General features: G+C 66.2%; 16 protein-coding genes. 12 read left to right on the top strand and 4 right to left on the bottom strand.

All coding sequences use genetic code 11. The annotated features are described in order from the left end of the window. Positions 1-166: 166 nt before the first annotated feature. Together AC3WOB_RS29310 and AC3WOB_RS29305 are read left to right on the top strand one after the other, a co-directional pair. Positions 167-1090 (top strand): DMT family transporter, encoded by a 924-nt coding sequence (locus AC3WOB_RS29310; RefSeq protein ID WP_492276968.1) that lies wholly within the window; start codon positions 167-169, stop codon positions 1088-1090. Further along, the gene (locus AC3WOB_RS29305) at positions 1087-1731 is read left to right on the top strand and encodes a LysE family translocator (RefSeq protein ID WP_492276967.1); all 645 of its coding nucleotides are present in this window, start codon (positions 1087-1089) and stop codon (positions 1729-1731) included. Before AC3WOB_RS29310 ends, AC3WOB_RS29305 begins: the two co-directional genes overlap by 4 nt. Before the next feature lie 8 nt (positions 1732-1739). On the opposite strand, the gene AC3WOB_RS29300 is transcribed toward AC3WOB_RS29305, so the two are convergent. Next, complete coding sequence (locus AC3WOB_RS29300) at positions 1740-2432, bottom strand: LrgB family protein (protein ID WP_492276966.1); 693 nt, start codon at positions 2430-2432, stop codon at positions 1740-1742. Beyond that, entirely contained in the window at positions 2422-2826 is a 405-nt protein-coding gene (locus AC3WOB_RS29295) for a CidA/LrgA family protein (RefSeq protein ID WP_492276965.1), read from the bottom strand. Before AC3WOB_RS29295 ends, AC3WOB_RS29300 begins: the two co-directional genes overlap by 11 nt. A 98-nt stretch (positions 2827-2924) precedes the next feature. Between AC3WOB_RS29295 and AC3WOB_RS29290 the strand changes: the two genes are divergently transcribed. From AC3WOB_RS29290 to AC3WOB_RS29250, 9 genes are all read left to right on the top strand, one after another. Further along, positions 2925-3812, top strand: coding sequence for a LysR family transcriptional regulator (locus AC3WOB_RS29290; protein WP_492276964.1), 888 nt, complete (start codon positions 2925-2927; stop codon positions 3810-3812). A 38-nt stretch (positions 3813-3850) separates the two neighbouring features. Beyond that, positions 3851-4738, top strand: coding sequence for an alpha/beta hydrolase (locus AC3WOB_RS29285; protein WP_492276963.1), 888 nt, complete (start codon positions 3851-3853; stop codon positions 4736-4738). Positions 4739-5033: 295 nt separating this feature from the next. Continuing rightward, entirely contained in the window at positions 5034-5945 is a 912-nt protein-coding gene (locus tag AC3WOB_RS29280) for a dihydrodipicolinate synthase family protein (RefSeq protein ID WP_013391472.1), read from the top strand. 90 nt (positions 5946-6035) lie between these two features. Next, positions 6036-6791 (top strand): ABC transporter ATP-binding protein, encoded by a 756-nt coding sequence (locus AC3WOB_RS29275; protein WP_492276962.1) that lies wholly within the window; start codon positions 6036-6038, stop codon positions 6789-6791. Then, positions 6784-7509 (top strand): ABC transporter ATP-binding protein, encoded by a 726-nt coding sequence (locus AC3WOB_RS29270; protein ID WP_492276961.1) that lies wholly within the window; start codon positions 6784-6786, stop codon positions 7507-7509. The genes AC3WOB_RS29275 and AC3WOB_RS29270 overlap by 8 nt, the downstream gene beginning before the upstream one ends. Before the next feature lie 57 nt (positions 7510-7566). Beyond that, the gene (locus AC3WOB_RS29265) at positions 7567-8772 is read left to right on the top strand and encodes an ABC transporter substrate-binding protein (RefSeq protein WP_492276960.1); all 1206 of its coding nucleotides are present in this window, start codon (positions 7567-7569) and stop codon (positions 8770-8772) included. 109 nt (positions 8773-8881) lie between these two features. After that, positions 8882-9784 (top strand): branched-chain amino acid ABC transporter permease, encoded by a 903-nt coding sequence (locus tag AC3WOB_RS29260; RefSeq protein ID WP_492276959.1) that lies wholly within the window; start codon positions 8882-8884, stop codon positions 9782-9784. Position 9785: 1 nt separating this feature from the next. Then, a complete protein-coding gene (locus AC3WOB_RS29255; RefSeq protein WP_492276958.1) occupies positions 9786-10751 on the top strand; it encodes a branched-chain amino acid ABC transporter permease in 966 nt (321 codons plus the stop codon). Next, positions 10751-11401, top strand: coding sequence for a GntR family transcriptional regulator (locus AC3WOB_RS29250; protein ID WP_207470884.1), 651 nt, complete (start codon positions 10751-10753; stop codon positions 11399-11401). Before AC3WOB_RS29255 ends, AC3WOB_RS29250 begins: the two co-directional genes overlap by 1 nt. Here AC3WOB_RS29250 and AC3WOB_RS29245 read toward each other — a convergent pair. Beyond that, positions 11376-11858, bottom strand: a complete 483-nt coding sequence (locus AC3WOB_RS29245; protein ID WP_492276957.1) for a multidrug/biocide efflux PACE transporter — start codon at positions 11856-11858, stop codon at positions 11376-11378. The genes AC3WOB_RS29250 and AC3WOB_RS29245 overlap by 26 nt on opposite strands. 122 nt (positions 11859-11980) lie before the next feature. On the opposite strand from AC3WOB_RS29245, the gene AC3WOB_RS29240 reads away from it, so the two are divergent. After that, complete coding sequence (locus AC3WOB_RS29240; protein ID WP_013391464.1) at positions 11981-12844, top strand: LysR family transcriptional regulator; 864 nt, start codon at positions 11981-11983, stop codon at positions 12842-12844. Between the two features lie 28 nt (positions 12845-12872). Here AC3WOB_RS29240 and AC3WOB_RS29235 read toward each other — a convergent pair whose 3' ends face one another. Next, entirely contained in the window at positions 12873-13688 is an 816-nt protein-coding gene (locus tag AC3WOB_RS29235; RefSeq protein WP_013391463.1) for a ChbG/HpnK family deacetylase, read from the bottom strand. Positions 13689-13706 lie beyond the last annotated feature (18 nt).

Below are 13706 nucleotides of genomic sequence, written 5' to 3'. Positions count from 1 at the left end.
GCGGAAGCAACTGTCATGGGAATTTCACCAGGCCAGTGATTAAAGTGATATGCAAAAGTGTACCGGTACTGTACCGATAACTATGCGTAGAGTGACAGCAATGCCGGAAACCCGCAAGAGCGGACGGGCGCGATGCCCGCGGCGTTCCCATTCCCTGGTGGCTGTGATGACCCGTCCCGCTTTCTATCCGACCTCCCAAGGCGCGCCCGCCGCGCCCGCCACGCTCTGGGAGGGCTACGGCTATGGTTTTCTGGGGGTGTTGGTCTTTTCCCTGACGCTGCCCATGACCCGCCTGGCGGTCGCCGAATTGGCGCCGCTGCTGGTAGGGCTGGGCCGCGCCCTGCTGGCAGCCGTGCCAGCCGTCGCCGTGCTCTGGCTGACCCGCGCACGCAGGCCGAACCGCCAGGAGTGGCCCGGCGTGATCCTGGCCGCGCTCGGGATCGTGGTGGGCTGGCCGCTGGCGTCCTCGCTCGCCATGCAGACCGTACCCGCTGCGCAGGGCGCGGTGTTCAATGGCTTGCTGCCGCTGTCGACCGCGGCGTTTGCCGCGTTGCGCAGCGGCGAACGCCCTTCTCCGGGCTTCTGGGCCTGGGCTGTACTGGGCGCCGCCCTGGTCACGGCCTACGCCTTGCGCCAAGGCAACGGCACGCTAGAGACGGGTTACCTCTGGCTGCTGCTGGCCGTGGTGCTGGGCGGCATGGGCTACGCCGAAGGCGCGCGCGCTTCCCGCACGCTGGGCGGCGGGCGCACCATCTGCTGGGCGCTGGTGATCAGCGCACCGGTGGTGGCGGCGCCTGTCGGCTGGATGGCGGCGCAGCAGGCCAGCTGGCCCACGGCCTCGGTAATCTATGCCTGCGCCTATCTGGCGCTGGGGTCGATGTTCCTGGGCTTTTTTGCCTGGTATCGCGGCCTGGCCGTGGGCGGCATCGCCCGGGTCGGCCAGGTGCAGTTGCTGCAGCCGTTCCTGACGGTGGTGGCGGCCGCAATGCTGTTTGGCGAATCCGTGGAACCGGCGACGTATGTCTTCGCCGCTGCGGTGATCGCCGTTATCGCCGGCGGACGCCGCGCCATCGTCAGGACCAAAAAATGAATCTGCTCCCCTCCAACTGGGCCGACGTGCCCTTGATGTCCCTGTCCTTGCTGGGCCCGCTGGCCATGTTCGCGCTGGTCAGTTCGATTACGCCCGGCCCCAACAACGTGATGCTGGCCTCCTCCGGCCTGAACTTCGGTTTCCGCCGCAGCGTGCCGCACCTGCTGGGCGTGAACCTGGGCTTTACCTTCATGATCTTCCTGGTGGGCATCGGGCTGGGCTCGGTGTTCCAGCAGGTGCCGCAGTTGTACGCCGTGCTGAAGTACGCCGGCGCGGCCTATCTGCTGTACCTGGCCTGGAAGATCGCGAATTCCGGCGAAATGGACGACGGCGAGGCGCGCGGCAAGCCCTTCACCTTCTTGCAGGCCGCGGCCTTCCAGTGGGTCAACCCCAAGGCCTGGGTCATGGCCGTGGGCGTGATCGCGACCTACACGCCGCAGAACGGCTTTTTCGCCAACCTGGTCATCGCCACCGTCGTCTGCGGCATCGTCAACCTGCCCAGCATCGGCATTTGGGTGACCTTCGGCACGGCGCTGCGCCGCGTGCTGCACAAGCCCTGGGCGATCCGCGCCTTCAATGTGGGCATGGCGCTGCTGCTGGTGGCCTCGCTGTATCCGGTGGCGCTGGAAATGCTGCACTGACGCGGCCGTCAGGCCAGCAGTCCCACCACCACGGCGGGCGTGACCAGCACGTTGAACAAGCCCGCCATTACCATCACCAGGCCCGCGACGGCGCCTTCATCGGCCGCCAGCTCGCGGGCCTTGGCCGTTCCGGCGCCGTGCGCGCCCATGCCGAACAGCGCGCCGCGCGCCAAGGCCGAGCGCAGCGGCAGCCAGCGCCGCATCAGCTGGCCGATGGCCGCGCCGAATACGCCCGTGACGATCACGAAGACGGCCGTCAGATCCGGTACCCCGCCCACGTGCGACGACACCGCCACCGCGAACGGCGTGGCCACCGAGCGCGGCAGCAGGCTCAGGCGCAGGTCCGGCGACAAGCCCAGCAGGCTGCCCAGCATCCAGGCGCTGACGCCCGCGATCAGGCTGCCGACCGCCACGCCGGCCACCAGCACCGGCCAGTAGCGGCGGATCAAGGCGCGCTGCTCGTACAAGGGCAGCGCAAACGCGACGATCACCGGCCCCAGCATCGCCATCAGCCAGTGGGACCCCGCCATGTACTCCCGATAGCCGGTGTGCAACACAATCGCCAATGCCAGCAGCAGCGCGGGCGCCACCACCAGTGTCGACGTCCACCAGCAGGCAAAGCGCCGGTAGAACAGACGCGCGCAGACGTAGGCCAGCACGGTCGCGGCGGGCCAGAACCACAGGTTGAAATCAGCCGGCATGGCGGTTCATCCATCGGTAGCAGAGATCGATGGTCAGCGCCGTGCCGGTCATCACCAAGGCCGTGCCCAGGAGGATGACGGCCAGCAACTTCAGCCCCAGCAGGCCAAGGAATTCGCGGTGATCCAGCAGCGACATGACGGCGGGTACAAAGAACAACAGCATCTCGCCCAGCAGCCAACTGGCGCCGCGGTGCACATTGCGCACCCGCAGGCAGCGCGTGGCCAGCAGTAGCAGCACCAGCGCCATGCCGATGACGCCACCCGGCACGGGCAGGCCCAGCAGTTGAGCCAGCGCCTGGCCCAGCAGGGAAAAGAGGATCAGCAGGCAGATCTGCAGCACGCGGCTGCGACGCAGCCAGCTGCGTAGAAGAATGATGAGGCGTGGGCGAGACATTGAATGGAAGTTCCTGCGGCAAGTAGATGTTTTACGCCCGGGCCGCCCATAGATAAAATGAATTCATCGAATCCAGCCCATTCCAAACAGGCATAATCATGGAACTGCGTCCCCTGCGCGCCCTGGTCGAGGTCGTGCGCCAAGGCGGCTTTTCCCAGGCGGCCAAGACCGTCTTCGCCACCCAGCCCACCGTGAGCAAGGCGGTGCGCCAGCTGGAAGACGAGCTGGGCATGCCCTTGCTGGACCGCCACGCCCAGCCCCCGCGGCTGACCTCCGCCGGCGAAATCGTCTACCGCCGCGCCGTGGCCATGCTGGCGCAGCGCGACGACCTGTATGCAGAACTCGACGAATTGAAGGGGCTCAAGCGCGGCGTGCTGCGGCTGGGCCTGCCGCCGCTGGGCAGCAGCACCCTGTTCGCGCCCATGTTCGCGCGCTTTCGCAGCCGCTACCCGCAGATCGAGATCAGCCTGGTGGAACACGGCAGCCGCCGCCTGGAGGAAATGGTGATGGCCGGCGAGATCGAACTGGCGGGTTCGCTCAAGCCGGTGCCCGACATTTTCGAGTGGCAGCCGGTGGCGCGCGAACCGCTGGTGGCGCTGATGCCCGCCGACCATCCCAAGGCGCGCGCCGAAACCGTGGGACTGGGCGAACTGCGCGACTCGCCGTTCATCCTGTTCGAGACTGGCTTCGCCCTGAACCGCATCCTCCACGACGCCTGCCAGCGCGCCGGGTTCGCGCCTGCCATTGCGGCGCGCAGCGGCCAGATCGATTTCATCGTGGCGCTGGTGGCGGCCGGCCTGGGCGTGGCCTTCCTGCCGCGCCTGAAGGCCCGGGAAGAACTGCACGCGGGCGTGGCGCGCGTGCCGCTGCGCGATGCCGGCACGGACTGGGAAATGGTGCTGGTCTGGCGCCGCGGCGGCTACCTGTCGCATGCCGCCCAGGCCTGGCTGGCCTTGACGCGAGAAGTCCATCCCGAAGTATGCTGATGCCGGAACCCAGCCGCCTCGCCCGGGTCAGACACTCCATGCCCGCCCTACCCCGCCTCTCTCCCCGCCGCCTGTTCGCCGTTGCCCTGCTTGCCGGCGCCAGCGTGGTTGGCTGCAGCCAACTCGATTCCTGGCAGCGGCAGACGATTTTCTCTCCCCAGTCCGAACCGCAGACCTGGTGGCGCGAACCCGCCGCCGGCACCCAGGTCTACGACCTGACGCTGGCCGGCGGCGACAAGGTGCGCGCCTGGTATTGGCAAAGCCCGCAAGCCGGCGCGCCCACCGTGCTGTACCTGCATGGCGCGCGCTGGAACCTGAACGGCAGCGCCTTTCGCATCGACGGCTGGACCCGCATGGGCTATTCCGTGCTGGCCATCGACTACCGCGGCTTCGGCGCGTCGACGCCGCGCCTGCCGTCCGAGGACAGCGCGCTGGAAGATGCCGTGGCCGGGCTGAAGGAACTGGCCCGGATTCAGCCCGATCCGTCGCGCCGCTTCATCTACGGCCACAGCCTGGGCGGCGCAATCGCGATCGACCTGGCCGCGCGCCCGGAGCAGCCGGCGTTCGCCGGCCTGATCGTGGAGTCCAGCTTCACCAGCATCGGCGCGATGCTGGGCACGCTGCGTTGGGGCAAAGTGCCGGGCGCCAGTCTGCTGGTCACACAGCCGTTCGCCTCGGTGGAAAAGCTGGCGCGCATGCGCACGCCCATGCTGTTCATGCACGGCACCGCTGACCGCGTGGTGCCCCACACCATGAGCGATGAACTCTACGCCGCCGCCAGCAATGTCGCGCCCGAGCTCAAGCGCCTGGTCAAGATCGAAGGCGCCACGCACTCGGGCGCCTTTCGCAGCGGCGCGCAGTATGAGACCGCGGTGAAGACCTTCATGCAGGACGCGAGCCGCGCGTATCCGCGAAAGGCGGGCTGACGGCCCGAGCCGGCGCGGCGCGCTCTTAGCCGGCCCTGCCCGCACGCGCCAATAGCGCGTTTCCCGTACACCTGCCCGTCCCGCGAAAATGCGCGCGCTGGGCAGGCTCCGCCCCGAACATACGCCCCTTGCGAAATCCCACCCCGGCCTTCCCCCCGGGATGACCCGCCCCGGGTTGGCCCGCCCCGGGAAATCCCCAAATCAAAATATCTTCTAAATATATTTACTAGATATTAGACTTTGCTCCTGCTCGCCGCTCCGCCATTGAAGCGACGGCATCTTGAGGAGAAGCCAGTTGAGTAACGTGCTTTGGCAGGGGGTCTTTCCTGCCGTAACGAGTAAGTTCCATGCCGACGAGACCCTCGACTTCGAGGCGATGCGCAAGCACTTCGGCTTCCTGATCGATAACGGCGTACACGGCCTGGTCACCTGCGGCTCGCTGGGCGAAGCCAGCACCCTGACCCTGGAAGAAAAGCTGGAAGTGACGCGCTGCGCGGTTGAAGTCAGCGCGGGCCGCATTCCTGTCCTGGCCAACGTATCGGAAACCAGCACCCGCGAAGCGCTGCGCTTCATCAAGGCCGCCGTGGAACTGGGCGTCGACGGCTTCATGCTGATGCCTTCGCTGATCTACGTGGCGGACGCGCGCGAAGCGATGCAGAGCATCCGCACCATGGCCGAAGCGGCGCAGAAGCCCTGCATGATCTACAACAACCCCGTCGCTTACCGCGTGGACCTGAAGACCGAGCACATGGTCGAACTGGCCGACTGCAAGTGGCTGGTCGCCATCAAGGAAAGCAGCGACGACGTGCGCCGCCTGACCGACCTGCGTAACGCGCTGGGCACCCGCTACCAACTGTTCATCGGCGTGGACGACCTGTCGTTCGAGGCGCTGGCGCTGGGCGCCGACGGCCTGCTGGCGGGATTGGTGACCGCCTTTCCGCGCGAGACCGTGGCCCTGTACGACCTGATGAAGGCCGGCAAGTGGCAGGAAGCGCTGGCGCTGTACCAGTGGTTCACGCCGCTGTTGCACCTGGATGTGTCGACCAAGCTGGTGCAGAACATCAAGCTGGCCGAGACGCTGGCCGGGGTGGGCAACGAGCACGTGCGCCGTCCGCGCCTGCCGCTGGTCGGGGCGGAGCGCGAACGCTGCGCCGCCATCATCCAGGCCTCGCTGGCCAAGCGCCCCGCGCAGTACCAGTCGAAGTAAGGCCGGGCTCCGGAAGAAGCACGAACCTCCTGGCGCGTGGCGGAGCCGCGACGCGCCAGGGCCTGTCCTCCCGCAAGCCTAACGGACATCATGCAAAGCGACATCATTCTTCAGACCCGGGGCCTGAGCAAGGAATTCCGCGGCTTCGTTGCGGTCAACAACGTCGACATGAGCGTGCGCCGTGGCGCCATCCACGCGCTCATCGGCCCCAACGGCGCGGGCAAGACCACCTTCTTCAATCTGCTGACCAAGTTCCACATCCCGACGCGCGGCGAGATCCTGTACGACGGCGTGGACATCACGCAGGAACGCCCGGCGCAGACCGCCCGCCGCGGCATCGTGCGCTCGTTCCAGATTTCCGCCGTGTTCCCGCAGTTGTCGGTGCGCGAAAACGTGCGCGTGGCCTTGCAGCGCAGGCTGGGCGTGGACTATTGCTTCTGGCGTTCGGAACGCACGCTGGAAAGCCTGCACCATCGTGTCGAGGAACTGTTGGACCAGGTTGGCCTGCGCACGCATCTGGACGTGGCCGCGGGCGACCTGCCCTATGGCCGCAAGCGCACGCTGGAAATCGCCACCACGCTGGCGCTGGAACCCGAGCTGCTGCTGCTCGACGAACCCACCCAGGGCATGGGCCACGAAGATGTAGACCGGGTCAAGCACCTGATCAAGCAGGTCTCCGCCGGCCGCACCATCCTCATGGTCGAACACAACATGAAAGTGGTGGCCGACATCTCCGACACCATCACCGTCTTGCAACGGGGCGAGATCCTGGCCGAAGGCCCCTACGCAACCGTGTCGGAAAACCCGGCGGTGCGCGAAGCCTACATGGGAGCCGAAGATGAATGAAGCCGCCCCGGCCTCGACCTCCAGCATGCTGGAGATCCGCAATCTGCACGCCTGGTACGGCGAATCGCACATCCTGCACGGCATAGACCTGGACGTGAAGCCGGGCGAATGCGTGACCCTGCTGGGCAGGAACGGCGCGGGCCGCAGCTCCACGCTGAAGTCCATCCTGGGACTGGTGGGCCGGCGCAGCGGCTCCATCAAGATCCGGGGCCAGGAGACCGTCGGCCTGCCGCCCCACAAGATCGCGCGCCGCGGCATCGGCTATTGCCCCGAGGAACGCGGCATCTATGCGTCCTTGAGCGCCGAGGAAAACCTCATGCTGCTGCCCTCCGTGGGGCCGGACGGCATGTCGGTGGCGGAGATCTACGACATGTTCCCCAACCTGAAAGAACGCGCCCACAGCCCTGGCACGCGGCTGTCGGGCGGCGAACAGCAGATGCTGGCGATGGCGCGCATCCTGCGCACCGGCGCCCGCCTGCTATTGCTGGACGAAATCACCGAAGGCCTGGCCCCGGTCATCGTGCAGTCCCTGGGCCGCGTGATCCGGCAATTGAAAGAGCGCGGCTACACCACCGTGCTGGTCGAGCAGAACTTCCGCTTCGCCCAGCACCTGGCCGACCGCCATTACGTCATCGAGCACGGCCAGGTGGTGGCGGTGATCGACCGCGCCGAGGTCCGGCAATCGCAGGACAGGCTGAACGCCCTGCTCGGCATTTGAGTTTTCCAGCCGCATTCCTTCCGACCGCAGTCCCCTTCCTACACGGAGCGTAGTCAGATGAAATTGAATCGAATCGCAGCAGCGCTGTTCGCCGTCGGCATGATCGGCGCCGCCCAGGCCCAGACCAAGGTCAGCGACGACGTGGTCAAGATCGGCGTCCTCACCGACCTGTCCGGCGTCTATTCCGACCTGGCTGGCAACGGCTCTGTGATCGCGGCCCGCATGGCCGCCGAGGAAATGGGCAACAAGGTGCTGGGCAAACCGGTGGAGGTGGTTTCGGCCGACCACCAGAACAAGCCCGACGTCGCCGCCAACCTGGCGCGCGAATGGTTCGACCAAGGCAAGGTCGACATGATCACCGACTTCCCCACGGCGTCCACCGCGCTGGCGGTGATGGAGATCGCCAAGCAGAAGAACCGCGTGACCATGCCGTCGGCCGGCCTGTCCACCGCCATCCTGGGCGAGAAATGCTCGCCGCTGAACGCGCAGTGGACTACCAACACCTATGCCCTGGCCGCCGGCACCGCGCGCGCGCTGGTCAAGGAGGGCAAGAAGAGCTGGTACTTCATCACCGCCGACTATACCTTCGGCCACTCGCTGGAAAAGGACGGCACCGAAGTCATCCAGGAAAACGGCGGCAGCGTGGTGGGCGTGTCGCGCCATCCCTTCCCCGGCAATGATTTTTCCTCGTTCCTGTTGAAGGCGCAGGCCTCGAAGGCGGATGTCATCGCGCTGGCCAACGCCGGCAACGACACGGTCAACGCGGTCAAGCAGGCCAACGAGTTCGGCATCAACAAGAAGCAGATCGTGGCGCCGCTACTGACCTACATCTCGGACGTGCACAGCATGGGCCTGGCCAAGGCACAGGGCATGTACCTGACCGAAGCCTTCTACTGGGACTATGACGACGCCTCGCGCGCATGGGCCAAGAAGTTCTTCGAGAAGGCCAAGAAGATGCCGACGGCCTCGCAGGCGGGCGTGTATTCGGCCACGCTGTCGTACCTGAAGGCGATCGAAGCCGCTGGCACCGACGATGCGCCGGCGGTCATGGCCAAGCTGCGCGAAATGACCATCAACGACGCCGTGATCCGCAACGGCAAGCTGCGCGCCGACGGCGCACTGGTACACGACATGCTCCTGCTGCAGGTAAAGACGCCCAAGGAATCCAAGGCGCCCTGGGACTACTACAACGTGAAGTCGGTGCTCAAGGGCGAGGACGTGTTTCCCAAGCCCCAGGCCGCGTGCTCGTTGAACAAGACGTAAAGCCGCCACGCGCCGCACGCCTGGCGTGCGGCGCCGGCTGCCCTGGCCGCGGCGCACCGCCGCGCGCTTCCCGGAAATCGACGCGACACCTGTCCGCCCGCCGCCTACTATGTTCGACATCTCGCTTCCCGCCTTGCTCGCCCAACTGCTGGTGGGGCTGATCAACGGCTGCTTCTACGCCATCCTGAGCATGGGGCTGGCCATCATCTTCGGCCTGCTCAACATCGTCAATTTCACCCACGGCGCCCAATTCATGATGGCGGCGTTCCTGGCCTGGATCGGCTTCACGCAGCTGCCGCAGCTGCTGGGTCCGGGCGTGCAGATCAACTTCTGGGCCGCGCTGATCGTGGCGCCGCTGCTGGTGGGGCTGGTGGGCGTCGCGATCGAGAAGACGCTGCTCAAACGGCTCTACCACCTGGACCACTTGTATGGCCTGTTGCTGACCTTCGGCATCGCGCTGATGATGGAAGGCGGCTTCCGCTACTTCTACGGCATCTCGGGCGTGGGCTATGAACCGCCCGAGATCCTGCAGGGCGGCTTCGACCTGGGCTTCATGTTCCTGCCGGCATACCGCGCTTTCGTGGTGGTGGCGTCGCTGGTGCTGTGCCTGGCCACCTGGTATCTGTTCGAGCGGACCCGGCTGGGCGCCATGCTGCGCGCCGGCACTGAAAATCCCAGGCTGCTGCAGGCCTTCGGCGTCAACGTACCGGTGATGATCACCCTGACCTACGGCTTCGGCGTGGCGCTGGCCGGCGTAGCCGGGGTGCTGGCCGCGCCCGTCATGCAGATCAACCCCCTGATGGGGTCGAACCTGCTGAACATCGTGTTCGCCGTGGTGGTGATCGGGGGGCTGGGTTCCATCATGGGCGCCATCGTCACCGGACTGGCCCTGGGCTTGCTGGAAGGGCTGACCAAAGTGTTCTATCCCGAAGCCTCTACGGTGGTCGTCTTCATCGTGATGGCGATCGTTCTGCTGACGCGCCCGGCCGGCCTGTTCGGCAAGGAGAAATAAGGTGCAGCGCATACCCACCTCGATCCGCATCCTGGCGCTGCTGCTGGTGCCGGCCCTGCTGGTGCCGTTCTTCCCGCAGATCGTCTACCCCGTGTTTGTGATGAAGGTGTTGTGCTTTGCGCTGTTCGCGCTGGCCTTCAACCTGCTGACCGGCTTTACCGGGCTGGTGTCCTTCGGCCACGCCGCGTTCTTCGGCTGGGCCGGCTACGCGGCCGGCGAAATGATGATCCTGTTTGGCGCGCGCGGCCTGCCGCCGGAGATCGCGATGGTCTGCGGCGTGGCCATGGCCGCGGCCATCGGCTACGCGATAGGCTGGCTGGCGATCCGGCGCACCGGCATCTACTTCGCAATGATCACGCTGGCGCTGTCGCAAGTGGCGTATTTCATGGCCGTGCAGGTGGGCTGGACGCGCGGCGAAGACGGCATGCAGGGCATTCCGCGCGGCAAGTTCCTGGGCCTGGTGGATTTGAGCGTCGACGCCAACATGTATTACTTCGCGCTGGGGGTGTTTGTACTGGGCTTCCTGTTCGTCTACCGGGTGATCCATTCGCCCTTCGGCCAGGTGCTCAAGACCATCCGCGACAACGCGCCACGCGCCATATCGCTAGGTTACGATACAGACCGGTGCAAGCTGCTGGCCTTCGTGCTGTCGGCCGCGGTCGCCGGCCTGGCCGGTTCGCTGAAGGCGCTGGTGCTCCAGCTGGTTGCATTGAACGACGTGTCGCTCGCTACCTCCACGGAAGTGCTGCTGATGACGCTCTTGGGCGGCATCGGCACGGTATGGGGGCCAGTGGTCGGCGCGACGCTGGTCGTCAGCTTGCAGAATTACCTTGCCACCCTGGGCGACGTCGTCACCATCGTCATCGGACTGATTTTCGTGTTGTGCGTGTCGTTCTTCCGGCGCGGATTCGTCGGCGAATGGCTGGCCTACGCGCAGTGGCGCAAAACGAAGGAAAACAATAGTTGATGGCAGCAGCAGAATCCAAACGGCGCGCCGCCGATGTCGCCTACGATCAGATCGAAAGCATGATCGCCACGCTGCAATTGCAACCGGGCAGCGCGGTCGTCGAGGCGGATCTGGTCGAAAAGACCGGCCTGGGGCGCACGCCGCTACGCGAGGCGCTGCTGCGCATGGTCGCCGCCGGGCTGATACGCCCTGAGCCGCGGCGCGGCCTGCGTGTGTCCATGATCCAGCTGGCCGACCACATGGACCTGATCCAGACCCGCCGGGCGCTGGAGCAGCTGATCGCCGCCAATGCCGCGCGCCGCGCCACGCCAGCTCAGCGCAGCCAGATCGTGGATTGCGCGGCGCAGATGATACGCGCGGCGGAAGGCGGCAATCTCGACGACTACATGCATGCCGACCAGCTGCTGGACCACGTCTGCCACCAGGCCTGCCGCAATGCCTCGGCCGTGAACGCGGTGGCGCCGCTGATCATCCAGTGCCGGCGCTTCTGGTACGCCTACCAGCACGAGGGCGACATTGCCGAAGGCGCGCGCCGCCACATGCTGATGGCCGAAGGCATCGCCACCGGCAACGAGTCCGCGGCCATCAAGGGCGCGGACTCGCTGATGGACTACCTGGAGATGTTCACGCGCAAGGTGATTGACGCGTGACGGCCGGGGCGGCCTGCCCATTGCGGCGGGCCAGCCACTGCAAGACCCGCGGCCGCGAACGGTCGTACGCCAGGTTGTAGAGGAAGGCGTAAGGCAGATAGAACAGCACCAGTGCGATATCCAGCACGAAGGCCTGCCACAGGCTGATATTGAGCCACCAGGCCGCCAGCGGAATCACGATCAGGATCAGGCCCAGTTCGAAACCGAAGGCGTGCACCACGCGCAACCGCAGCGTGCGGGTCCAGCCCATGCGGTTCTCGATGCGGTCGAAGCCCGCGTTGTAGATCATGTTCCAGACCAGCGCGATCCAGGCGATCACCGCGGTCAACACGCCCATTTCAAACAGAGACTTGCCCATGGCCCAGGCGGCCGCCGGGGCGCACAGGCCGATGGCGATGATTTCGAACAGAAAGGCGTGGAGGAAACGTTCTTTGAGGGATTTCTTGGCTTGCGTCATGACCCACCTGCGGTCGGTTGATACTCAGTGGCAGGAATTTTCGACGATATTTCCGTTACCATAAAGATGGTTTTCATCGTAAAAACCGATAACCCATAAGCCCTACCCCGGAGCCTGCCCGCATGCGCCACTCCCTGGAATCCCTGGCAGCGTTCGCCCAGGTTGCCTCCGAAGGCACGTTTTCCGCCGCCGCCCGCAAGCTTGGCAAAAGCCAGTCCACCGTCAGCGAGACCGTCGCCAACCTGGAGGTGGACCTGAACGTCACGCTGTTCGACCGCAGCCAGCGGCAGCCGACGCTGACCGAGGCTGGCCAGGTGCTGCTGGGGCAGGCCCTGCAGGTGCTGGCGGCGAACGACAGGCTGAACCGCAGCGCCAGCCAACTGGCTGAGGGCCTGGAGCCCCGGCTGACGGTGGTACTGTCCGACACCTTCCAATCCGAGACCTTCGATACCATGCTCAGCCAGATCGATCAGCGCTATCCGGCGCTGCGTTTCGAATGCCTGATCGCGGAATACGAGGACGTGGTGGCGCTGGTGCAGCAGGGACGCGCTCACCTGGGACTGATGGCCGCGCAGGACAGCTATCCGCCCGACGTGGCGCACGCCACGCTGGCGGAGCTGTCGGAGATCGTTCTGTGCGTGGGCCGCGGCCACGCGCTGGCCAAGCTGCCCCGAGTCACCGAAGACCAGCTGAAATCCGAGCGCGCGCTGCGCCTGAGCACGTATGAACTGGGCGACAAGGAAGCCGAGCCAGCCTATGCCACCTGGTCTGCGCCCGGCTATCTGATGCTGCTGGAAATGGCCAGCCGCGGATTCGGCTGGACCGAGCTGCCGCGCTGGATGATCCAGCGCTTCGGCCAGGACCAGCTGGTGGAGTTGAAAGCGCCGGGCTGGCCGCGCCATATCCGCGTCGATGCGGTCTGGTCGCGCCGCCGCGCGCTGGGGCCGGCGGGCGCCTGGCTGCTGCAGAGCCTGACGGGCGGCTAGCGCCGCACGCAACAGGATCTGGAGCCGGTCAGCGCGCCGTGGCGGGCAAGCGCGAAATGTGCACGCCGTTGGCGTTGAGCCAGTCGCCCAGCTTGGGGCTGGCCAGCACGTCGAATTCCGCGCGGCGCTGGCGCGACATGGCGCAGCCGTCCTGGCTGCCCATCGCCGGATGGCACATGAGCAGGTCGCAGTCGCGCGCGTTGAACAGCCAGTTCTGCAGCAGATCCGCGTAGCGGCGCTTGCCGCCTTCGAAACCGTAAACACCCAGCAGCCGGCGATTGGTGCGCATGCCGTCCTGGCGCGCCTGGCGCGCCAGCGCCGCGGAGCCCAGCGCGCCGATGACGCGCGCCTTGATGGCTTCCTTCAAGGGTATGCCGAACTGCATGCCTGGCGCCGTCTGGCGCAGCCACGGCATGTGCGCTCCGTAACGCCGCTTGAGCAGCTGCAGCAGGCGTTCGCGGATGCCGGGCAGCTGATGCACGTGCTGATGGCCATCGACATAATCCGGCGCGCGACCGAACGCGGCCTCGAAGGCATCGAACTGGCGTTCCAGTAGCGCCTCGACCCAGGCGCCGTCCAGCCTGCCCGTGTAGGCGTTGAGGATCAGCCGGCTCAGCGTGGGCATGGGTTCAGCGCCGGGTTCAAGCGCTTCGGTGAAGTTCACGTGCAGGCCGATATCCACGTTCATCTGCGCCAGCCGCCCTGCGTTCGCCGCGAACGAAGGGCCCAGCGCGAGGCAGCTGACCGCGCTCAGGCGGCCCATGCCGGCCAGCGCAATCATGCCTTCATCGATGTCGGCATTCATGCCAAAATCGTCACCGCAGACCACGATACGTTTGCTCATCGCTATACCTTTGACTTC

Source organism: Achromobacter sp. FW305-C-30-7, from assembly GCF_058783105.1.
The sequence above is the reverse complement of the archived record's forward strand: the minus strand, read 5'-3'. Positions and strand labels throughout refer to the sequence as shown.

Coding starts and splice junctions, on each gene's coding strand:
- AC3WOB_RS29310 (WP_492276968.1), top strand. CDS start 167: ATGACCCGTCCCGCTTTCTATCCGACCTCCCAAGGCGCGCCCGCCGCG.
- AC3WOB_RS29305 (WP_492276967.1), top strand. CDS start 1,087: ATGAATCTGCTCCCCTCCAACTGGGCCGACGTGCCCTTGATGTCCCTG.
- AC3WOB_RS29300 (WP_492276966.1), bottom strand. CDS start 2,432: ATGCCGGCTGATTTCAACCTGTGGTTCTGGCCCGCCGCGACCGTGCTG.
- AC3WOB_RS29295 (WP_492276965.1), bottom strand. CDS start 2,826: ATGTCTCGCCCACGCCTCATCATTCTTCTACGCAGCTGGCTGCGTCGC.
- AC3WOB_RS29290 (WP_492276964.1), top strand. CDS start 2,925: ATGGAACTGCGTCCCCTGCGCGCCCTGGTCGAGGTCGTGCGCCAAGGC.
- AC3WOB_RS29285 (WP_492276963.1), top strand. CDS start 3,851: ATGCCCGCCCTACCCCGCCTCTCTCCCCGCCGCCTGTTCGCCGTTGCC.
- AC3WOB_RS29275 (WP_492276962.1), top strand. CDS start 6,036: ATGCAAAGCGACATCATTCTTCAGACCCGGGGCCTGAGCAAGGAATTC.
- AC3WOB_RS29270 (WP_492276961.1), top strand. CDS start 6,784: ATGAATGAAGCCGCCCCGGCCTCGACCTCCAGCATGCTGGAGATCCGC.
- AC3WOB_RS29265 (WP_492276960.1), top strand. CDS start 7,567: ATGAAATTGAATCGAATCGCAGCAGCGCTGTTCGCCGTCGGCATGATC.
- AC3WOB_RS29260 (WP_492276959.1), top strand. CDS start 8,882: ATGTTCGACATCTCGCTTCCCGCCTTGCTCGCCCAACTGCTGGTGGGG.
- AC3WOB_RS29250 (WP_207470884.1), top strand. CDS start 10,751: ATGGCAGCAGCAGAATCCAAACGGCGCGCCGCCGATGTCGCCTACGAT.
- AC3WOB_RS29245 (WP_492276957.1), bottom strand. CDS start 11,858: ATGACGCAAGCCAAGAAATCCCTCAAAGAACGTTTCCTCCACGCCTTT.
- AC3WOB_RS29240 (WP_013391464.1), top strand. CDS start 11,981: ATGCGCCACTCCCTGGAATCCCTGGCAGCGTTCGCCCAGGTTGCCTCC.
- AC3WOB_RS29235 (WP_013391463.1), bottom strand. CDS start 13,688: ATGAGCAAACGTATCGTGGTCTGCGGTGACGATTTTGGCATGAATGCC.